The 20,858-nt window shown below is 63.4% G+C and carries 21 protein-coding genes and 1 pseudogene; 11 read left to right on the top strand and 11 right to left on the bottom strand.

All coding sequences use genetic code 11. The features are described 5' to 3' along the window. The first annotated feature begins 62 nt into the window (after window positions 1-62). Both KHO41_RS10145 and KHO41_RS41655 read left to right on the top strand, forming a co-directional pair. Window positions 63-1,145, top strand: a complete 1,083-nt coding sequence (locus KHO41_RS10145) for an alkene reductase (RefSeq protein WP_211953154.1) — start codon at window positions 63-65, stop codon at window positions 1,143-1,145. Between the two features lie 400 nt (window positions 1,146-1,545). Then, window positions 1,546-3,129 (top strand): methyl-accepting chemotaxis protein, encoded by a 1,584-nt coding sequence (locus KHO41_RS41655; protein ID WP_211953153.1) that lies wholly within the window; start codon window positions 1,546-1,548, stop codon window positions 3,127-3,129. 120 nt (window positions 3,130-3,249) lie between these two features. On the opposite strand, the gene KHO41_RS41650 is transcribed toward KHO41_RS41655, so the two are convergent. Together KHO41_RS41650 and KHO41_RS10135 are read right to left on the bottom strand one after the other, a co-directional pair. After that, window positions 3,250-3,381 (bottom strand): hypothetical protein, encoded by a 132-nt coding sequence (locus tag KHO41_RS41650; RefSeq protein ID WP_280519694.1) that lies wholly within the window; start codon window positions 3,379-3,381, stop codon window positions 3,250-3,252. 25 nt (window positions 3,382-3,406) lie between these two features. Beyond that, window positions 3,407-4,306: a DMT family transporter gene (locus KHO41_RS10135; RefSeq protein ID WP_211953152.1), complete on the bottom strand. Its 900-nt coding sequence runs from the start codon at window positions 4,304-4,306 to the stop codon at window positions 3,407-3,409. 208 nt (window positions 4,307-4,514) lie between these two features. Between KHO41_RS10135 and KHO41_RS10130 the strand changes: the two genes are divergently transcribed. Then, window positions 4,515-5,690 (top strand): helix-turn-helix transcriptional regulator, encoded by a 1,176-nt coding sequence (locus KHO41_RS10130; protein ID WP_211953151.1) that lies wholly within the window; start codon window positions 4,515-4,517, stop codon window positions 5,688-5,690. Here KHO41_RS10130 and KHO41_RS10125 read toward each other — a convergent pair. The 6 genes and pseudogenes from KHO41_RS10125 to KHO41_RS10100 all read right to left on the bottom strand — a co-directional run bounded on the left by KHO41_RS10125 (window position 5,671) and on the right by KHO41_RS10100 (window position 9,375). Then, entirely contained in the window at window positions 5,671-6,705 is a 1,035-nt protein-coding gene (locus tag KHO41_RS10125; RefSeq protein WP_211953150.1) for an AI-2E family transporter, read from the bottom strand. The two genes, KHO41_RS10130 and KHO41_RS10125, sit on opposite strands and share 20 nt — an antisense overlap. A gap of 188 nt (window positions 6,706-6,893) precedes the next feature. Beyond that, a pseudogene (locus KHO41_RS10120) lies at window positions 6,894-7,056 on the bottom strand (tripartite tricarboxylate transporter permease); the annotation flags it as partial. A 366-nt stretch (window positions 7,057-7,422) separates the two neighbouring features. Beyond that, entirely contained in the window at window positions 7,423-7,725 is a 303-nt protein-coding gene (locus KHO41_RS10115; RefSeq protein ID WP_211953149.1) for a hypothetical protein, read from the bottom strand. 196 nt (window positions 7,726-7,921) lie between these two features. After that, window positions 7,922-8,302, bottom strand: a complete 381-nt coding sequence (locus KHO41_RS10110; RefSeq protein ID WP_211953235.1) for a hypothetical protein — start codon at window positions 8,300-8,302, stop codon at window positions 7,922-7,924. A 145-nt stretch (window positions 8,303-8,447) separates the two neighbouring features. After that, window positions 8,448-8,873 (bottom strand): DUF3574 domain-containing protein, encoded by a 426-nt coding sequence (locus tag KHO41_RS10105; RefSeq protein ID WP_211953148.1) that lies wholly within the window; start codon window positions 8,871-8,873, stop codon window positions 8,448-8,450. 94 nt (window positions 8,874-8,967) lie between these two features. Beyond that, window positions 8,968-9,375, bottom strand: coding sequence for a PPC domain-containing DNA-binding protein (locus tag KHO41_RS10100; protein WP_211953147.1), 408 nt, complete (start codon window positions 9,373-9,375; stop codon window positions 8,968-8,970). 240 nt (window positions 9,376-9,615) lie between these two features. Here KHO41_RS10100 and KHO41_RS10095 point away from each other — a divergent pair, with 240 nt between their 5' ends. Both KHO41_RS10095 and KHO41_RS10090 read left to right on the top strand, forming a co-directional pair. Continuing rightward, entirely contained in the window at window positions 9,616-9,966 is a 351-nt protein-coding gene (locus tag KHO41_RS10095) for a putative periplasmic lipoprotein (protein WP_211953146.1), read from the top strand. 99 nt (window positions 9,967-10,065) lie between these two features. Further along, window positions 10,066-10,617 (top strand): DUF2939 domain-containing protein, encoded by a 552-nt coding sequence (locus tag KHO41_RS10090; RefSeq protein WP_211953145.1) that lies wholly within the window; start codon window positions 10,066-10,068, stop codon window positions 10,615-10,617. Between the two features lie 969 nt (window positions 10,618-11,586). Here the strand turns inward: KHO41_RS10090 and KHO41_RS10085 are convergent. Beyond that, entirely contained in the window at window positions 11,587-12,558 is a 972-nt protein-coding gene (locus KHO41_RS10085) for a LysR family transcriptional regulator (protein ID WP_211953144.1), read from the bottom strand. 249 nt (window positions 12,559-12,807) lie between these two features. On the opposite strand from KHO41_RS10085, the gene KHO41_RS10080 reads away from it, so the two are divergent. The 6 genes from KHO41_RS10080 to KHO41_RS10055 all read left to right on the top strand — a co-directional run bounded on the left by KHO41_RS10080 (window position 12,808) and on the right by KHO41_RS10055 (window position 19,364). Next, window positions 12,808-14,400, top strand: a complete 1,593-nt coding sequence (locus tag KHO41_RS10080; RefSeq protein WP_211953143.1) for a flavin-containing monooxygenase — start codon at window positions 12,808-12,810, stop codon at window positions 14,398-14,400. 36 nt (window positions 14,401-14,436) lie between these two features. Next, window positions 14,437-15,372, top strand: coding sequence for an alpha/beta hydrolase (locus KHO41_RS10075; protein ID WP_211953142.1), 936 nt, complete (start codon window positions 14,437-14,439; stop codon window positions 15,370-15,372). Between the two features lie 11 nt (window positions 15,373-15,383). After that, window positions 15,384-16,139: an SDR family NAD(P)-dependent oxidoreductase gene (locus KHO41_RS10070; RefSeq protein WP_211953141.1), complete on the top strand. Its 756-nt coding sequence runs from the start codon at window positions 15,384-15,386 to the stop codon at window positions 16,137-16,139. 33 nt (window positions 16,140-16,172) lie between these two features. Beyond that, window positions 16,173-16,919: an SDR family NAD(P)-dependent oxidoreductase gene (locus tag KHO41_RS10065; protein WP_244873775.1), complete on the top strand. Its 747-nt coding sequence runs from the start codon at window positions 16,173-16,175 to the stop codon at window positions 16,917-16,919. Window positions 16,920-16,930: 11 nt separating this feature from the next. Further along, window positions 16,931-18,271: a DUF1214 domain-containing protein gene (locus KHO41_RS10060; protein ID WP_244873774.1), complete on the top strand. Its 1,341-nt coding sequence runs from the start codon at window positions 16,931-16,933 to the stop codon at window positions 18,269-18,271. A gap of 61 nt (window positions 18,272-18,332) precedes the next feature. Further along, window positions 18,333-19,364, top strand: coding sequence for a DUF1254 domain-containing protein (locus KHO41_RS10055; protein WP_244873773.1), 1,032 nt, complete (start codon window positions 18,333-18,335; stop codon window positions 19,362-19,364). Between the two features lie 38 nt (window positions 19,365-19,402). Here KHO41_RS10055 and KHO41_RS10050 read toward each other — a convergent pair whose 3' ends face one another. Continuing rightward, window positions 19,403-20,260: a sigma-70 family RNA polymerase sigma factor gene (locus KHO41_RS10050; RefSeq protein WP_211953137.1), complete on the bottom strand. Its 858-nt coding sequence runs from the start codon at window positions 20,258-20,260 to the stop codon at window positions 19,403-19,405. Then, a complete protein-coding gene (locus KHO41_RS10045; RefSeq protein WP_211953136.1) occupies window positions 20,260-20,730 on the bottom strand; it encodes a carboxymuconolactone decarboxylase family protein in 471 nt (156 codons plus the stop codon). Before KHO41_RS10045 ends, KHO41_RS10050 begins: the two co-directional genes overlap by 1 nt. Between the last annotated feature and the right edge of the window lie 128 nt (window positions 20,731-20,858).

The following is a 20,858-nucleotide window of genomic DNA, read 5'->3' as shown; positions in this document are numbered from 1 at the left end:
CAGAACGGACAAGCAGATGCCTTGTCCCCTACTGCATTCGGCCCTGGCAAACTGGAGTCACCATGTCTACTGAAGCCCTCTTTTCCCCCACCCGCATTGGCGCCATCGACGTTCGCAACCGCATCGCCATGGCACCGCTGACCCGCTCGCGTGCTGGCATGGACGGCGTCCAGACGCCGCTGGCCGCCGATTACTACGGCCAACGCGCTTCGGCCGGGTTGATCATCGCCGAGGCCACCAACATCTCGCGTCAGGGCCGTGGCTACGCTTACACGCCAGGGCTCTACACCGATGCGCATGTGGATGCCTGGGCGCCCGTGACGGCGGCCGTGCATGCGGCTGGCGGCCGTATCGTGGTTCAGTTGTGGCACGTAGGTCGCATGTCGCATACGAGCCTGCAGGAGGGCGGCGCGGCGCCCGTGGCGCCTTCGGCGATCCAGGCCGGCGGCAACGTCTTCACCGAAGCCGGAAACGTGCCGCCGTCCATGCCGCGTGCGCTTACCACCGAGGAAATCGCCGGCATTCTGGAGGACTACCGGCAGGCAGCGCGCCGTGCGAAGGATGCAGGGTTCGATGGCGTGGAAGTGCATGCAGCCAACGGCTATCTGCTGGAGCAATTCCTGCGCGACAGCACCAACTTCCGCGACGACCAGTACGGTGGCTCCATCGAGAACCGCGCACGCTTCCCGCTGGAAGTCGTCGAAGCCGTGGCCGGGGTTTGGGGTGCGGACCGCGTAGGGCTTCGCCTCTCGCCGCTTTCCACCGCGATCGGCGACACGCCGCTGGACAGCACGCCGATGGAGACGCACGGCTACCTTGCTCGACGGCTCGGAGAGATGGGACTGGCGTACCTGCATGTCGTCGAAGGGCAACTGCACGCAGGCAACGGCGCTGAACTGCTTGATGTGCAGGCGCTTCGCGAAGCGTTCGGTGGGGCGTATATCGCCAACAACGGCTACGACCGGGCGCGCGCCTTGAGTGCCACGGCTTCAGGTCATGCGGACATGATCGCTTTCGGCAAGCCCTTTATCGGCAATCCTGACCTCGTCGAAAGGCTGCGCCTGGAGACGCCTCTGTTCGAGGCACCGGCGGCTACGTTCTTTGGTGGTGGCGCGGAAGGTTACACCGAGTTTGCGCGTATCTGACGGTTGTTCCAGCCCACCAATGCCGCCATCTGGCGACCTCATTCCCAATGAGAGTCGCCATGATGGCGGCTGTTGCTCACATCGCCGAAACAGACTAAAGCGTTGCAGCTCCACGTTGGTGGGGGCCAAGGACAAAGGGGCCGCTGCCAGCCACATCTGGGAATTCGAGACCAACCCAACGAAAGTCGGGATTCATTCCTCTGCCATTCAAGTCGATATGGCTGTGCCCTATCCGACGTCGCAAAGCGACTGGACTTCGATGGATGGGGTGCAGCAAGAGCCGCGGTAGCGGCCTTGATGCAAGGGGCGCGCCCCACGCCCTTCAATCTCGCTCTCCGGACACGAAGAACGTCCCCCAACATTCAGGCGAAGACATCGCCGAACCAAGAAAAAGAATATCGTGAACCTGAAAGACATGACTGTCGGCGCCCGCCTGATCTGGGGCTTTGCCATCGTGATTCTCGCCGGTCTTGCCATCGCCTTGTTCGGGCGTATTGAGCTGGCCACCATCAATGACGAGATGACCCTGCTGGTCGACGACAGGATGGTCAAGGTCGACCTGATCAATGAAGCCATCGACAACGTCAATCTTGTCGCTCGCGCAACGCGCAACCTGATCATGCTGCCCGACGATGCATCCATGCGCGACGAGAAGGCACGTATCGATAAGGCCCGCGAGGCCAACAACGCCATCTTCCAAAAGCTTGATGCCACTGTCCAGAGTGAAAAAGGCCGCGCACTGATCAAGGTCCTGGCGGATTCGCGCGGGCCTTACAACGCGATGTTGGACAAGAGCATTGCACTCGGTCTCGCCAACCGCAATGACGAGGCACGCAATGTACTGCTGAACGAAGCCCGGCCATTGCAGGCCGCCTACTTCAAGAGTCTCTACGACTTCCTTGCCTTCCAGCATAGCCAGATGGACCAGAGCAGCGCGCGCGCGCGCCATGTTGTCGCCAGGGCCGGCGTACTGATGCTGAGCGTCGCTGCACTGGCAAGCGTGGTTGCCGCGATGCTGGCCTGGCTCATCACGCGATCGCTCGGCCGCCAGCTTGGCGGAGAGCCGGCCTATGCCGCGAACGTCGCTCGCGAGATCGCAGCCGGCAACCTGGCCGTCGACGTACAGGTGCGCGCGGGCGACAGCACCAGCCTGTTGGCGGCGATGCGATCCATGCGGGACAGCCTGGCCGGCGTGGTGGCATCGGTACGCCGTGGCTCCGAGTCGGTCGCTTCGGCGAGCCTGCAGGTCGACCAGGGCAATATGGACCTGTCCGCACGTACCGAAAGCCAGGCCAGTTCGATCGAGGAGACCGCTGCCTCGATGGAGCAACTTGGCTCCGCAGTCAGGCAGAATGCCGACAATGCGCAGAAGGCCAACGAAATGGCGCGTAATGCAAGCAGCGTGGCAGCTCAGGGTGGTGAAGTGGTGGCAGAGGTCGTCAGCACCATGCAGGGCATCAACGACAGTTCCAAGAAGATCGCCGACATCATTACTGTGATCGAAGGTATTGCGTTCCAGACCAATATCCTGGCACTCAACGCCGCGGTCGAGGCAGCGCGTGCCGGCGAACAGGGCCGCGGCTTTGCGGTGGTGGCCGGCGAGGTGCGCTCGCTGGCCGGGCGCAGCGGCGAAGCGGCGAAGGAGATCAAGAAACTGATTACCGATAGTGTCGAGCGCGTGGAGCAAGGGTCGCAGCTGGTGAACAAGGCCGGTGAGACCATGAACGAAGTGGTCGGCAGCATTCAGCGCGTCTCGGCCATCATGGCCGAGATTGGCTCCGCCACCAGCGAGCAGAGCGCAGGCGTGGCTCAGGTGGGCGATGCTGTGACGCAGATGGACCAGGCCACCCAGCAAAACGCGGCACTCGTGGAGGAAATGGCGGCAGCGGCCTCAAGCCTCAAGGGGCAGGCCCAGGAACTTGTGCAGGCTGTCAGCGTATTCCGGATTGAATCGGGGACAGCTGCACGGATCGCGCTGGGGTAGGGACTTGGTCGGGAAGCGTTATGCCGGATGACCGACGCTTTCCGACCTGACTCGGACGCCGGCGAGCAGGCCTGCGCAAGTACCGAACTGCAGATCGCGCCGGGGATTGCAGCGCCTTGCCTAAGGCATGAATAGATCCAGCCCCGCCAGGGCAAGCGTGCCGCTCAGCACGATTGCCGCCGTCGAATCCATGAGAAGCAGGATTGCGGACGACAGCCAGCATGCGATAGTGAAGCCGATCGCTTCTTTCATGATGGCACCTCGCCAAGCCGCGTGTTTATCGAGCTTTGCCCTTGTCCTTGTGTCTGGCACCCGCTGAAGCTGTCAGCCAGATGCCGGCAAGGACGGCAACAGAACTGAGAACCAGACGCGCACTCACAGGCTCTTGCAGGAACAGGACGCCGCCGAGCGCCGCAACGGGTGGCACCAGCAGCTGGAGCGCAGCCGCGGACATCGCCGTCAGTCTTCGGATTGCCGAACCCCACACCACAAAGCCGATCGCTGAAGTCACGGCGCCGGAAACCACAGCGAGGGCGACTCCGGCAACGCTTGCATGCGCGTGGCCGTGAAGGATCAATCCGAGGACGATGCAAATCGGTGCCGCCCGCAGGAAGTTTCCTGTCGTGGCTGATAACGGACTTGCGACACGCCTGCCACGCAAGGTATAGAGCCCCCAGGCAACGCCCGCGGCGCCCATCATCAGCAAGCCGGAAAAGCCCGGTACGCCGACGCCAGGTACCGTCAGGAACAGCAGTCCGACAGTTGCCAGCAGATACCCGATCAAAGCGACGCGGTGAAAGCGCTCGCCTTTCAGGAGACAGGCACCAAATATGGTCAGCTGTACCGTCCCGAACAAGACGAGGGCACCGGTGCTGACGCCGAGGGACATATATGACAGCGAGAACAGGCTCACGAAAATGCCAAGCGCAATCGCCGACACCCAGTCGGGACGGGACTGTCGGGCATGTCCCGGGCTCAGTTTCGTCACGGCCAGCAATGTCGCTCCGCCAGCCAGCAGCCGGATATCGGAAAACGTGGCTGCGTCGATGCTGTGGCTGAATAGCGCGACGCGACACAGCAGAGCGTTCGAGGCAAACGCAGCAACGGCGACCGCGCCCTGCAAGGCACAGGAAGGCGTGATGGCATTCGCGTCCGCGGGATCCAGATATGCATTCATCACGGCTCCTTTCCCCAGCGCCACAAGCATGCGGGTGATCAGCGTGCGTTCATTGCCGGTGCGTGTTCGCCTGGTGCGATTCACACGGTCGACAGCCGGGCATCCTGACCTTTCTTGTTGCTGGTAAGCGTATAAACTGGGTGCTTGCGCCGCGTCATCGGAACCGATGACCGGACAGACGCCAAGAATAAGAAACGGGGAGTTCGATATGGACGGCCTTGCGGGTGTGACGGCTCAGCAACTCTCCGACGTGATTGGCGCCATCTACGACTGCGCCCTCGATCCCGAACGCTGGCCCGCCACTTGCAGAACGGTTGCGGATCTGTGCGCAAGTACCGGCGGCGGCATCTGCGTGCATGATCTCAAGCAGGTGCGCAACGACCAGTTGTTCGTGTTCGGTTACCAACCGCAATTCCTGGAGGCGCTGGGCAGCCAGTTCGCCGACAGTCCGATGGCCGCTGCGGACATCGTCTCGAATGTGGGTGACGTCAACTCGCTGGCGAAGGAGCCGCGGCAGTTGCTTGAAAGCCGCTTCTATCGCGACGTCCTTGAGCCTTACGGGCTGACGGACATCATCTGGTTCCCCGCCCTGCGTACTGGCGGAAGGATGGCCTCGCTGCATGCTTCCCGCAGCGACAAGCGGCCCTTCTATCAGCAGCAGGAGATGCAACTGTTCAGGCTGCTCTCGCCGCATGTCTGTCGGGCACTCGCTATCTCCGACGCGCTTGATATCCGTGCGCTTCGGTCCGAGATGCTCGAAAGGACGCTGGACGGATTGTCAGCCGGCGTGTTCCTGACTGCGCGCGATGGTCACGTTGTGTACATGAATGCCGCCGGCGAGCGGCAGGTGAAAGCGGGGCATTCGATCCGCCTCGCCCAGAATCGTCTGACCCCGGTCCATCCCGCAGCGCGCGCCGCGCTCGCAACGAGCATCCACTCGGCCACGCGCGCGGACACTTCCTCAGGCTGGAGCGAGCATTCCGTGGCGATTCCAGATGGCAGCGGGGACGGCGGCTACGTTGCCACCTTGTTGCCGATCGAGAACGGCGAGCGCAGCAGTATCCTGGCACCCTTTGCCGCGTCGGTCGCCGTATTCATGCAAGACCCCATCCAGGTCCCGCTCATGCCTGGCGAGGCCTTTGCGCGGTTGCATGGGCTGACGGGCGGCGAACTGCGCGTGCTGCTGGCCCTGTCGCAAGGACTCGGCGGAATGGAGTCGGCGGAGATGCTCGGCATCAGCGAGCCAACCGTTCGCACCCATCTGCAGCGCATCTACTCCAAGACCGGCACGACAAGGCAGGCCGACCTGCTCAGCCTGCTTCATCGCTCTACTCCGCCGGTTCGCGGCGACGTGCAAGCCTCGCTCACACCAGCCCGGCCGTAGACAACTCCCGCTTGAGATACGCATAGAAAATCGGTCCCGCAATCACGCCGGGAATGCCGTACAGCGTCTCCATCAGCAGCATCACGATCAGCAATTCCCACGCCGCTGCCTGGATGCGCGCGCCGATGATGCGCGCGTTCAGGAAGTACTCGAACTTGTGAATCACCACCAGATAGAACAGCGACGCCACCGCAATCGGCAACGACACCGCCAGTGACGACACCACGATGGCCGTGTTGGAAATCAGGTTGCCCAGCACCGGCAGCAGTCCGGCCACGAAGGTGATCACCACCAGCGTCTTCGACAGCGGCAGGTGCACGCCGAACAGCGGCATCACCACCAGCAGGTAGATCGCCGTCAGCATCGTGTTGATGGTCGAAATCTGGATCTGCGCGAAGATGAACTGGGCGAAGGCCTGCTGCAGCGCGCGGGCGCGCATCACCAGTGCCGTCGCAAGCGGCCGGCGGTTGGGACGGGACACGGCGCGGTAGAGCGCAACCATGGCGCCGATGACCATGCCGATGATGATATGCAGCAGCGTGCGCAGAACCTCGGCGCCCAGCTTCTGCGCCATCTGCGCGTGTTCGCGCAGCCAGTGGATCATGGTGTTGGCGAGTTCTTCCACCGTGCTCGGCAGGGCGCCGCTGACCCAGTCGGGCAACTGGCCGCGGGACTGGTCGATGATATCGGCGATATGGTTGAGCAGGGCGTCCAGCGTGCCCTCGCCGCTGACGAATCGGACCAGCGCCCATATTCCCAGAGACAGCGCCAGCAGGATCACGAAGGAGAGGATGGCGACCGCCACGGCATCGTGCCGATGGTTCAGGCCCTTCAGGCGCGGGGCCAGGACGTCTACCAGCGAATATAGCAGCAGGCCGGAGAGAAAGGCGGCGACGAGATTGGCCTGGAGCACCGTCCACAGCGCGAGGGCGGTGAGGAGGTAGGAGGCGCCGACCACGGTGAACCAGGCCGCTGGGAGCAGGCGAGGGGTGGGGGGCGGGGGTTGGTGATCCATCAAACTCTCCGGCATATGTGTCTCCTCCGCAGCATTTGGGAAAGCCTGTTGCTGCCAACTACTGGCGGAGCGCTGGAGGTAGATTCTCGGGGCAGGAGAGAGACTAGGCAAGCACCTGGGGCTCAAGGCGGTGCTTAAGGGGAAGGACGCTGGCCGTCAAGGCCCGACCATCAGCGCCATCCCGACCGTGGAATGAACGACGTCTGCGCGGCCGCATGGTTGGCGCATTCCGGACCGGCCACACCTTCGACTGCGCCCTTGCCGAAGTTCGTGCGCGTACTTCGACGTCTTCTTCTCCGGCGAGTAGTCGGCGAACGATGCCAGCGACGCGCCGCCGCCAGGAAGGGTGCCAGGCGGTCCCGGGCATCGCTACTCAATGGGCCGTCGGTCTCGCCGCGATACACTTTGCGTCAGTCAGGGCGCCGGTGCGCCCAAGCTTCTCATCACAAACATTGACCCTTGGAGGCAGGAAATCATGAGAGCGATTCTGATCATTCTGGCTGGCTGCTCGCTACTGTTAGGCGGCTGCGTTGTGGCGCCGCCTTACGAAGAGCCAGGCGGCGGTCCCGGTTGCCCGCCGGGGCAGGCAAAGAAAGGGAATTGCCGCGTAGACCAGTACGGCAATGAATCCTTCTGCCCGCCGGGCAAGGCGAAGAAAGGTCAATGCTAAGGTCAGATTGACGACGAGCGGAGCCCCGCGCGCTTCAAACGAATGCCTTAACCGTGGTGTTCGTCGTGGTGATCGTAGTGGTGGTCATCGTAATGATGGTCATGCCGATGATGATGACGATTCCACTCGTCGCGTGCCCACCAGCGGTGACCGTCCCAATAGCGGTCGCCGTGCCAGCCGACGACCACGTGCGACCCGGCCACGAGTACGGGAGCCTGCTGATAGACCGGCTGCGGGGCCGGCTCGACATAGACGGGACCACTCTCCACATACTCGCGCGCCAATGTGGTGGTCGACGCAGCTGTGGCGAGCAGGCCAAGGGCAAGGCAAGTGGCGTAGCGTAGGGACATGATTCACCTCTTTGAAAGTCGGACCGGATACCTTCAATTTACTGCGGCGAACTTGCGCGGTGCCTGCTGCGCAGGCTGAAAGGCTTGTCGGCTCTTGTCCCACATCGGCAGGAGCCAGTCACATCGCTGAGGTGGCGCACTTTGCCCACACACCTGTTCCCAGGGTGCGATGATTTCTACTCCGCAAGCTAACGGCCTACATCGCCTCGACAGGCAATACGCTCCAACCCGAAGTACCACTCGACGTCGCCCTGCGCAGGCTGCTGAGCACGCCGTTCTCGTCAAACTCGAACAGGACTGTCGACGACCGGACGTTGCCTCCGGCGAAGAGCGGACCAATGAACGGGATGAAACTTTCAGGGTGAGGTCTGGACGTTGCGAATGAATAGATCAGGACGGTGGATCCACTCTTCAGCGTGACCTGGGAGGTCGGCGTCCCGAGCTGCGTGGTGACATCGTCAATGGTGGAGAAGCCGGGCAGGAAGTTGGACATCTGCTCCGGTCTGACGTCGACGCCGGTCGAGGCGCAGGCGGCCAACATGATGCAAAGCACGATCGGTGCGTGTCTGGGCCGCATGTTGTCAATGCCACACTTTCCGTGCCGTGACGGAGAAACGAGGGCCATGACGCCTGTCGGCCCCGTTTATCAAGAATATAACTTTTGAGGTTGGGGCGCACGCTTCACACGGTGCCTCGAAAGGGAACGCCGGCCTCGACCCCTTTCAGAGCGATACACACACGTGGCTGCGAACCCGCAAGACTGCCTCCTGCTGAAAAAGGGACTTGTACTCGCTCATGATTTCTCGTACCGCAGCTTCGCGACGTTCGTCATCGGCATGGACCACGCTGAGAACGTAGGATGGCTCTCGAACCCGTTCGCCGTCGGCTCCACGCCATTGGCCTGACGCCGCCCATACCGTGAAGCCCTGTTCGAAACGGGGCGTCACCGAGCGTCGCAGGAAGGCATCCCATTCGGATGGCGAAACCAGCCCGTCGTGCTTCCTTGTTCCAAAGTACAGCACGTCGCTGATCCTGGGCTCCTCGCCACGCAGGCACTGGTGATGCGGCATGGCGGAGCAGCCCGACAGCATAACCGCCAATGTCAGTGTCGGCGTCAGTGCCAGCGTCAACGAACGTACAGTCACCATCGCATCTGCGAAGATCGCGCGCGGTCAAGGGCCGGTGACAGGCAAACATGCACACCCTCGCTGTGGGAACGCTGCCTGGTTTCATGCATCGAGGCTACTCCGGTAGCGGCTTGCTTCGTATCACCAGTTCCATGAACCCCGAACCCGAGTCGTACTCCCGTGAAAAGCGATGCTCAGGAAGAATCGCCAGCAGTATTTCCGCGGTGGTGCGGACCACGCAACCGTGTGCCACATGGCCACCAAACACCTGGCCGCGTGAATCGGCGACCGACATGTGAAGGTGCGCGCCATCCGCGGACAGCGTCCCCGCGAGCGTCAGTATTTCCAGATCGTCGCGCAGTTCAGCGGGACTCTCGTTTCCCGCGAATCGCAATTGGGCGACGCTGAGGCTGCCAATACCCTGAATCACGAAGGCCGCGGACACCTGGCGCTGGCGCACCATGTCTTCCAGTGCGCCACGCAGATCATCGCCGGGACAAAGGCGCAGAGGATGTGCTTGCATTGGGTTTCCGGGTGGAATGCTCGATGACCGGAGCGTGACAAGGAAGTGCACCGCTCCTGTTGCAGGCAGCGCTGACCGCTGTTTGCGCCTTTGCCGCATCCGCCATCTGGCGCCTAGACTGGATCTCGTACGGACCGGGTCTCTTGACCCATCTTAGGTCACGTAAGCGGCACCGGAAGGTGACGAATCGACTCATGCGGCATCGTCGGTGCTTTCGCGATTCGATATGGAGCTAATAACATGAAATATCCGTTCATCGTCGCCCTCGCCACCGCCGCGCTCGCCGGCTGCGTCACATCTCCCTACACGCCACCTCCCACGCAGGACACGCGCGCCCTTGGCGAAAGCAAGCTGGCGCCCAAGGACGCCGCCCAATGTATCGGCCAGGCGTGGGCGCAAAGTACCCAGCAGCAAGTGTGGATGCAATACATGCTCGCCAATGACCAGGCCTTCGATGTCTATGTTCCGGGCCAACAGCCGCCGAGCGGCTCCGCTGCCGTCGTGCGCAAGTCGCCAACGGGCGCCGGCTCATGGCTGGGGTTCCGTGGTGCTGACAGTGGTGCCGCGGGTGCGATCAGCCAGTGTCAGTAATCCACGGCTACAATTTCGAGTCGTCTTCAAGACTTGATCCGCGCATGGACAACGTCAGGCCCATGCGCGCTGCCGGAGGGGATATTGAACAGGAAATGGATGGCTGCAGCGATCGCCGTGATTGCGATTGGCGCAGCCACAAGCTACGCGAGCCCGTATTGGACCATCTACCAGATGCGCTCCGCCATCGAAACGCATGATGCGGAGAAGTTCTCGCGATACGTTGACTATCCCGCGCTGCGCGAAAACCTGAAGGGCCAACTCCTGTCTTCGCTCAAGGGCCAGATGCAATCGCCGGCGTTGAAGGACAACCCGTTTGCCGGACTCGGACAGATGATCGGCCTCGCCATGGTGAACACGATCGTGGACACCATGGTGTCGCCGGCCGGCGTCATGGCGCTGATGGCCGGCGAGAAGCCGGCAACCAGGAGCCCGGCACCGCAATCGCCGGCGCCCGCACCGGAAGCACCCCGCAAGGAAGCGGCCAAGGACGCCTTGAAGTACGACGTGTCGTATCGAAGCTGGACAATGGTTCAGGCGACGGCCACGAAGGACAACGGCGACCAGATCATTGCCGATCTGCGGCGAGATGGACTCTGGTCGTGGAAGTGGGTCGGTATCAAGATTCCCGGTCTGGGGAAGATGCAATAGGCTTGATGGTCTATCGGGGCGCGAGATCGCGAAAAGGTGGTTCACCGGATTGTGGGGGTGTCGGTCTTGGCATGCGCTGCTGTTTCGCCGGCGTAGCCGGCGACCTACTTTTGTCCGAGCGACAAAAGTAGGCAAAAGCGCGTTTTGGTTGCCCCAAAGGGGCGAATTTTTATCGTAGTGTGCCAGGGGTGTTGTACGGGTATGGGCTTCAGAGTGATTTACGCTGCCTGCCGCGTGGGGCACGACCGTGGGTAGCAATACAGCGCTGATTGGACGAGCCCTGCAAGCGTCTGTGGCCCCTGCTACTACCCACATCGTGTAATCGCCTTCGGCTGCGCTACGCGCAGAGCCGAAGTCTGAGCACGCAGGCCCAAGGCGAACCACGCCTCGGTGACGATGCCTGCCAATGCATGCGCGTAGAGACAGGACATCAGGAACGGGAACGGGGACTCGGGCGCCAGCGACGCTGATGAGCTTGCCCCCAGACGACAACGCGCGCGCAGCGCAGCCGAAGGCGTCCCACCACTGCCGCTATTGAAACGCTGTACCCGAGTCCGTCTTGGGGATCGTCCAAAAGCCGTGCCGCGCCAGGCACAGGTTCTGACTCACATGGCGTAGCAGGGTCGAACGGCCGACCACCATCGCAGGCGTCCAAAGCCGTTTGAACCCCTGCCGCCGTGGAATTGATGGCCAGCGGCAACGACGCGCTTTTCTGCCTACTCTTTTGTCGCTCGGACAAAAGAGTAGGTCGCCGGCTACGCCGGCGAAACAGCGGCGCGAGCCAAGAGCGATACCTCAATCCCACCCACAGAACCCCTGCCGGCTACGCCGTAGAAACAGCGGCGCGAGCCAAGCGCGATACCTCAATCCCACCCACAGAACCCCTGCCGGCTACGCCGTAGAAACAGCATCGCATGCCAAGCGCCATCACCCCCGCAATTCCACGAAGAGCAAAACGCCGCTAGCCGACTACGTCCGACGCGGCGCCACTTCGGCCGGAACCGCAGCGCATTCATGCCCGAACAGGCGGTTCTGAATGTTGCTGTCGAGCATGCCATTCGCATGCACCTGCTGCAGGATATCGACCAGCGCTGCGACACCTGGTTTGGCAGACCATTGCTCGCGAACGGCACAGACAATGCCACCTCGGGTAACTTCTTCGAGCCCCGGGATGACAACGAACCGCGATTGGAAGTAGTCCGTCCGGGCCATGGCATGATCGACAAAGCCGATCGCGTCGGTGTTCTCGACGACCGTGCATTGCAGCGAGAAGTTCTCGATCTTGTGGAAGCGGATTGCGTCCGTCTTGCCGTAGATCTGGCTAAGCATCGGATAGACCGACAGATCCCAGATCTGGCCGGAAAGGACCATGTCATACCGCGCGATGTCCTCCGCGACCGGCGCACTGAGTGCGAGAAGCGGATGCCCGCGCCTGACGAAGATCCCCGCGGAAATGGGCGCGATGAACTCGAGCTTGAAGCGGGCCTTGTCATCGAAGATCGACTCAAGCCCGATGGCCACATCGATGTCACCCTGGTCCAGGAGCTGCAAGCCGCGCTCCTTCGTTCCCGAGGTGATGTCCAGCAGCAGCCGCGGATGACGCTTGACCAGCGCTTCGATCGGCCGGGCCAGCACCCATTCGAGCAACGTCGGAAAGATCCCGATGCGCAGGCTGCCGCTGAACGGATCGGTGCGCTGCGCTCCGCTCAGCAGTTCATCGGTATCCGCGATCAGCCGTGAGGCGCGCTCCAGGAATGCGCGCCCTTCGCTGGTCGGCACCACGCCGCGCGAGGTGCGGATGAAGATCGGGAAGCCGAGGCGCCGCTCCAGCTCGGCGACGCTTTTGGTGACGGCCGACTGGGTCACATTGACCGCTTCCGCTGCCTTCGAGAAGGAGCCGAACCTGCCAACGGCGACGGCCTGCTTCAGACGAGCATCCATTTGCAACCTCTCCCATGCTGGCCGGATATCAGTGGTGGGTGATTTTGCCACGGACACGGCGGACAGGCCCTGGCAACCGGTCCGGCCAGCGCGCCGCCGCCCGTTTTGCCGAGGTATGACTTTGAGGAATACGGCGGAAAAAGTTGAATTGGACAGTGCCGACACGCGGGTGCGAGCATAAAAAAACCAAACGACACGCCATGGTCCCGCCTTTGGGAACCCGTCGGGCAGAATGAAGGAGACAACAAGATGGACAACTACGACGCCATTGTGGTGGGAGCCGGATTCTCCGGCCTGTATATGCTGCATCGCCTGCGTGAAGCGGGCCTGTCGGCGCGGGTCTACGAGGCCGGCGACAACGTCGGCGGCGTCTGGTACTGGAACCGCTATCCGGGCGCCAGGTGCGATGTCGAGAGCATCTACTACAACTTTACGTTCTCGAAGGAACTGCTCGCCGAGTGGACCTGGACGAGCCGTTATGCCGAACAGCCAGAGATCCTCGCGTACCTGAACCACGTGGCGGACCGCTTCGATTTGCGCCGTGACATCGCGTTCAGCACGCGCGTCGTTTCGGCGCATTTTGACGCCAGGGCCGGAAAGTGGCGGGTGCAGACGGATGATGGCCGCGTGGCCATGGCCAAGTATTTCATCTCGGGCGTGGGCTGCCTGTCGACATCGAGCACGCCGCGCTTCAAGGGCCTGGACAGCTTCCGTGGCGAGCAGTACCACACGGGAACGTGGCCGCATGAGCCGGTCAGCTTCGCCGGCAAGCGCGTTGGCGTGATCGGCACCGGATCGAGCGGCATTCAGGCCATCCCGCAGATCGCTGCGCAGGCCACGCAACTGTTCGTGTTCCAGCGCACCGCGCAGTACAGCACGCCAGCGGCCAACCGACCTTATGACAGCGAGTACGTCGCGAAGATCAAGGCGGACTATCCGGCCCTGAGGCAACAGGTCCTGAAGTCCTGGGGCGGCACGACGACACGGCCGCGCCCCGATCGTTCGACGTTCGAGGATACCGAAGCGCAGCGGCAGCAGCGCTATGAGGCAGCCTGGACCGAAGGCGGCTGGATGCATGGCCTGTACAAGGATCTCGTCACCGACGCCAGCGCCAACGAGACCGTGTGCGAATTCATCCGCGACAAGATCCGCACGGTGGTGAAGGATCCGGAAATCGCCGCAAAGCTTACGCCGAGCTATCTGTACGGCGTGAAGCGACCGGTCATGGACACCGGCTACTTCGAAACCTACAACCGCGACAACGTGACGCTGGTCGACGTCAAGGCCGCGCCCATCGTGGCATTCACGCCGACGGGGCTGCGTACTGCCGACGCCGAATATCCGCTCGACGTGATCGTTTTTGCCACCGGCTACGACGCCATGACCGGCGCCCTGTTCCGGATCGACATCCGCGGCAAGGACGGCATGACGCTGCGCGAGAAGTGGGCGGAGGGCGAACGCATCCAGACCTATCTGGGCCTGGCGACCGCCGGCTTCCCGAACATGTTCATGATCACCGGCCCGGAAAGCCCGTCGGTGCTGTCCAACATGGTGTGGTCGATCGAGCAGCACGTCGAATGGATCGATGCGTGCATTCGCCAGATGGAGCAGAACGGTACCGCTGTCATCGAAGCGAAGCCGCAGGCCGAAGAGGCATGGAGCCGGCATTGCCATGAAGTCGCCGATGCCACGCTCTTCCCGAAAGGCGAGTCCTGGTACAACGGCTCGAACGTCGAAGGCAAGAAGATGAGCTTCCCGATCTACCTGGCCGGCATCAGCGTCTATCGCGAGCTGTGCGATCGCGTGGCGGCGAACGGGTACGACGGCTTCCTGCAGGCCTGAGCCGGGCCACAACAACTACGACGGAGACAAGAGACCATGGCGCTCGACGAGCAGGCCCGTTACCTCCTTGACATGATTGCGTCGGCCGGGCGGCCGCCATTGCATACCTGCACACCGGAGCAGGCCCGGCAGTCGTTCGATTTCAGCCCGCTGGCCGGCGCGCCGGAGGCCGTCGCGCAGATCGAGGAAATCACGATACCCGGGCCCGCCGGCGATATCCGGGTTCGCATCTACACACCCCACGGGGACGGCCCGTTTCCGGCGCTGGTGTATTGCCACGGTGGTGGCTGGGTCGTCGGTGACCTCGACACGGTCGATGTGCCATGCCGTCTCCTTGCTACCCGCGCGTCTTGCGTGGTCGTGTCGGTCGACTACAGACTGGCACCCGAACACCGCTTTCCCGCTGCAGCGGAGGACGCCTACGCCGCGTTCCAGTGGCTCGTGAGCAATGCGCGTGCCCTGCACGTCGACGCTACCCGCATTGCCGTGGGTGGCGATAGCGCCGGCGGCAATCTCGCGGCAGTCGTCGCATTGATGGCGCGTGACCGCGCCGCCCCGCAGCCGTGCTTTCAGGTGCTGCTCTACCCGGTGACCGACGGCGCGCTCGACACGCCGTCGTACCGCGAGAACGCCGAGGGCTACCTGCTCACGCGCGACAGCATGGTCTGGTTCTGGAACCACTACGTGGGCGATGCCGACCGCACGCATCCCTACGCCTCGCCATTGCGCGCCGAACACCATCGTGGCCTGCCGCCGGCCTTCGTGGTCACGGCCGAGTTCGATCCGCTGCGCGACGAGGGCGAGGCCTACGCGCGCCGGCTTGCAGAGGCCGGCACGCCGGTGGAGTGCAAGCGGTATGACGGCACCATCCACGGCTTCTGCTGGATGCCGGGCGTACTCGACAAGGGCAGGCAGGCACTCGACGACACGGCGGCCGCACTCGCGGCGGCGTTCCAGAGCGACAACCGATAAGAGGTACTGACATGCGACTGCAAGGCAAGATTGCGATTCTCACCGGTGCTGCGGGCGGTATCGGCCGCGCTACCGCGCTTGGTTTCGCGCGCGAAGGCGCGAGCATTGTGGTGACCGACATCAACCGCGACGGCGCGCAGGAAGTCGCCGACACGATCAACGCAGCCGGCGGGCGTGCCATGGCACTGGCGCACGACGTGGGCTGCGAAACGCAGTGGACGCAAGTCGTCGGCGCTACGGTCGAGGCATTCGGCACGGTCGACGTTCTTTTCAACAATGCGGGAATCTTCGTGCTCAAGCCGCTTGCCGAAACGACGCTGGACGAGTGGAACCGCCTCATGGCGATCAACGTCACGGGCGTGTTCCTTGGCATGAAGCACGTGATGCCGCTGATGGCGCGCGCCGGGAAGGGATCGGTCATCAACGTATCTTCGGTGGCTGGCTTGGTCGGCTCGCCGCGGTCCACGATGTACAGCGCCAGCAAGGGTGCCGTGCGTGCGATGACGAAGGGCGCAGCACTGGAGTATGCCGCGAAGGGCGTGAGGGTCAATTCGATCCATCCCGGCCTTATCGATACGGCGATGGCCGACTACGCTTCGGGCACGGCGGGACGCAGCAAGCAGGATCTCGGCCAGGTCATGTCGCCGATGGGCCGACTGGGCACGGCCGATGAAGTCGGCGGCCTCGCTCTGTTCCTCGCTTCGGACGAGTCGTCCTACATGAACGGTGCCGAACTGGTGCTGGACGGCGGATTTACGGCGGCATAGCCGGCAACCACAGACTGAATGGAGTACATCGACATGAAGCTCAAGGACAAGGTCGCCATCGTGACGGGCGGTGCCAGCGGTATTGGCGAGGCAACGGTTCGGCTGTTTGCTTCGGAAGGTGCCAGCGTGGTCATTGCCGACCGCTCGGCGCTTGGCGAGAAGCTCGCGCGTGAACTGAGCGCAAGCGGCTTGGCCGCGCACTACAGCGAAGTCGACGTGTCGCGCGAGGACGACACGCGCAGGCTCATCGATGACACCGTGAACCGGTTCGGGCGGCTCGACATCATGGTTGCCAATGCCGGCATCGCGCATCCGTCCGCACCGGTCGAAGACGTCAGTGTCGAGCAATGGCAGCAGATGATCGACGTCAATCTGACCGGCGTCTTCCTGAGCAACAAGCTGGCCATCATGCAGATGAAGAAGCAGGGCACCGGCGGCGCGATCGTCAACATGGCGTCAATACTTGGCCATGTCGGCATGCCGGGCGCGGCGTCCTACAACGCGGCAAAGGGCGGCGTGGTCAACCTGACGCGCTCGCTCGGCGTCGCGCATGCGAAGGACGGCATTCGCGTCAACGCCGTATGCCCCGGCTTTGTGGCAACGCCGCTGATCGAGCGAGCCAGCGAGGAAGCGCGTGCGCGTCTCGTGGCGGCGCATCCGATCGGCCGGCTGGGTCGGGCCGATGAGGTCGCGAAGGCCGTGTTGTTTCTTGCGAGCGACGATGCATCGTTCATCGTCGGCACAAGCCTGATGGTCGATGGCGGCTATTGCGCGCAATGAGGAGACGACCGATGAAAGCCTTTCGTGCGACAGCAACCGCCGGTGCCGCGCTGTTCCTGCTTGCAGCCTGTGCGGCCCCATCCGCGCCGCAGGGTGGCGCAGGCGAGCCGTCCGTGAGGCAGTCCACCGCGCCGACGGATCAGCAGATCAGCGATGCGTATCTTTACCTGCTGGGCCGTGTGTTGATTCTCCGTCAGCAGCGGCTCGACTTTGAGCGTGACGGGTTCCAGTGGAATCACCTCGTTCACCGCGAGCCCGGCGCCGTTGCGTGGTCCAACCCGAACCTGGATGTCGCCTACTCGGAAGCCTGGGTTGCCGTTGACGAAAAGACATGCGTGCGGCTCGACATGCCGAAGGTCAACGGGCGCTATTACACCTGGCACATGCTCAATGGCTGGGGCGAGACGGTGGTCAATATCAACGATCGGACCTACCCGTCTCATCCCGATGGTGGCTATGCCCTCTGCCTGAAAGGCGCCGCTGTCAGCGTGCCGGCGGGCTTGCAGCGTGTCGATCTACCGGCCAGGACGCTCCGCGTGCTGGCTCGTATCGAACTGGGTGCGGACCCTGCCGGCGCTGCGCGCCTTCAGCACCAGTTCCGGCTGACGCCCCTGGGGCAGCCGAAGATCGATACGCCGATGCAGGTGCCGGCCTTCACCAACAGGAACCTGCCCGGTGCCGAGGTATTCGACTGGGCCGATGCCATCCTGAGCGGCGAGCCGGACATCAACGCTGGCATGGCGGCGATCCGCGGCCAGGTGGCTTCGGTCGCCGCGCTCGCACGGTCTGGTTCATCCGGACGGGCGCGCGTCGATCAGGTGATCCGCGGGCAGGGCTGGCAAGCACTTCAGGCACAGATGAGGAACCTCGGGACGATCCGCAACGACTGGGTTCGGCCGTCGATGGTCGGCAACTACGGCAGCGACTACAAGACGCGTACGGTTGCAAATCTAGTCGGCATCTGGGCGAACAATAGCGCCGAGGTGACCTACTTCGGCAACCGTGGACTCGACGGCGGCCAGGCTTTCTCTCAGACGTTCCCGGCCGCGGCCCTTCCGTCAAAGCATGCAAGGTACTTCTGGTCGGTCATAGCGGTCGATGCGCAAGACTTCAAGGTCATTCCGAATCCGATCAGCCGCTTCCTGCTGAACAAAGAGTCGCCGCTGAAGTACAACGCGGACGGTTCGCTGACGATCGTCTACGCCCCCACGCTGCCGTCGGGTACGCCGCGATCGAACTGGCTGCCGACTCCCGCCGGGAGCCGCTACAACCTGACGTTCCGGTACTACGGCCCGGATGCCGAGGTCGCGAACGGCAATGCCTATCCGCCGGCGCTTGTCCGGATTGACTAGCCAGGGCAGCGGAAGAAGGGCGCTTGCGGCGCATCGGACGAACCCTTGGAAGGGAGAGCAGATGAAACAACGATTCCGCGGCGTGGTCGCTTCCACGCTGATCGGTGCGGCCGCATTGACGGCCCACGCACAGTCCGCCACGCCAGTGGCGGTCACGGTCGACAACTTCGCGCGTGCCGAATCGGACCGCTACTTCGATCGCGTGGTGAAGCGCGGCGCCCTCGGCCGCTTTATGCACGCGCGAACCGTGATGCCGGTCGAGGCGCAGACCGTGGTGCGCGGGAATCGTGACACGCTTTACTCCAGCGCGGTATTCGATCTGGATGCCGGACCTGTCACGGTGTCGATGCCCGATGCGGGGCACCGCTACATGTCCATGTCGGTATTCAACGAGGATCACTACGTTGCGGCAGTGCACTACACTGCCGGGCGCTACGTGCTGACGAAAGAAAGTGTCGGCACGCGCTATGCGCTGGTTGGTGTGCGCACGATGGTGGATCCCCGCAGCGCCGACGATGTACGGCTTGCGCGCGCGATGCAGGACGCCATTGCCGTCAGCCAGCCCGGTGGCCCCGGCCGCTTCGAGGTCCCCGCATGGAACATGGCCAGCCAGGATGCCCTTCGGCATGCGCTGGTGACGCTCGGCACCACCGTACCCGATTCTCGCGGCATGTTCGGCGCGCCCGGCAAGGTGAATCCCGTGCGCCATCTGGTGGGCAGCGCGATTGCCTGGGGCGGCATACCCGAACGCGACGCGTTCTACCTGATCGTCAGTCCCGAGCGCAACGACGGCAAGACCGGTTATCGCCTGGACGTCCCCCGCGTACCGGTGGACGGTTTCTGGTCAATCAGCGTTTACAACGCGGCAGGGTACTTCGAGCCCAATACGCAGCAGGCGTACACCATCAACAACCTGACCGCGAATGCAGCGCCGGACGGCACGGTGTCAATCCGCTTTGGCAATTGCGCACCGGATACCCCGAACTGCCTGCCCACGATGCCGGGATGGAACTACATGGTGCGCTTCTACTTGCCGCATGCGGAGATCCTCGACGGCCGCTGGAAGTTTCCGCAGGCACAACCCGCGTCCTGAACTGGTGGCGGCGTGCGCACACCGCCAGTTGGCGCACGCTAATGCAGATGCCGCAGCTTGTCCGGATTGCGCACGACATAGATGGCCGTGATCTTGCCATCCTCGATGTCGAGCGCGGTCGTCTGCAGCTCGCCATCGGCCTCGAGCGTGACGATGCCGGGCAGCCCGTTGATAAAGCCCGCTCGCACGAGTGTCGAACCGTTCTTCTGGAAGTACGCCGACAGGTTCGCGTGCAGTCTCATCACGTCGTCGAAGCCAAAGACCGGCGCTCCGACCGCCGATCGTTTGCCGCCGCCGTCGGCATGCAGGCTCACGTCCGCGGCCAGCATGGCGCCGAGCGCACTCATGTCGCCGCTGCGCGAGGCATCGAAGAACGCCTTCGCGAGTTCGATGCCGCGCTGCTTCTCGACCTGGAAGCGCGGGCGCGATTCGCGTACATGGGTACGCGCGCGCGCCGCTAACTGCCGGCACGCGGCCGGCTCGCGCTGGATCGTCGCCGCGATTTCGTCGAATTCCAGGCCAAACACGTCGTGCAGCAGGAACGCCGCGCGTTCGAGCGGCGACAGCCGTTCGAGCGCAAGCATCAGCGGCAGCGTGACGTCCTCCTGCTCGTCTTCCTCGACGACTGGCTCGGGCAGCCACGGCCCGATGTAGGTTTCGCGCTGGTGGCGCGCGGACTTGAGCTGGTCCAGGCACATCCGCATGACCATGCGGCGCAGGAACGCTTCGGGCACGCGCACCTCGGCGCGCTCGGCGTTCACCCAGCGGATGAACGCGTCCTGCACGATATCCTCGGCATCGGCGACCGAACCGAGCATGCGGTATCCCACCCGGATCAGCGTGCGCCGCAGCGGCTCGAAGCTTGCCGCGGCATCCGCCAGATTGGCGTCAGTCATCAGGCGACTGCCCTGGCGGCCGATTTGGCCGCTGCCGGATCGACCCACATGCGGAAGCCGACCGCGAGGCGGTTCCACCCGTTGATGACGTTGATCATGAGTGTCAGCTTCACCTGCTCCTCCTTCGAGAAATGTTCATCGAGTGCGGCTCGGGCGCTGTCGAGCGCGTGGCCTTCCGACAGCCGCGTCAGCGCATCGGTCCAGCCGAGTGCCGCGCGTTCGCGCTCGGTATAGCACGGCGCTTCGCGCCACGCGGAGAGCAGGTAGAGGCGCTGCTCGGTCTCGCCTTTCGCGCGGGCGTCGACAGTGTGCATGTTAATGCAGTTCGCGCACCCGTTTATCAGGGACGCGCGGACTTCAATGAGCGACACGAGGCCTGGTTCCAGGCTCCCCGCCACGGCGAGCGATGTGCCCATCCAGGACTTCATCTGGGCGGGGGCGGCGGTGAACGGGTCGAAACTGGCGGTCATGGTGGTATCTCCGTTTTGTCAGGGTTACGACGACATGACGAGCCAGGGCCCCTTGAATGTGACATCGGGGGGAGATTTTTTTGGTTTTTCCGCCCACCCCAGCTCCGACCAGAAGCCCCCTCCAGGCT

It is taken from the genome of Cupriavidus numazuensis (assembly GCF_905397435.1).
GTDB classification, from domain to species: domain Bacteria; phylum Pseudomonadota; class Gammaproteobacteria; order Burkholderiales; family Burkholderiaceae; genus Cupriavidus; species Cupriavidus numazuensis.
This window is presented reverse-complemented; position numbering and strand designations above follow the sequence as displayed.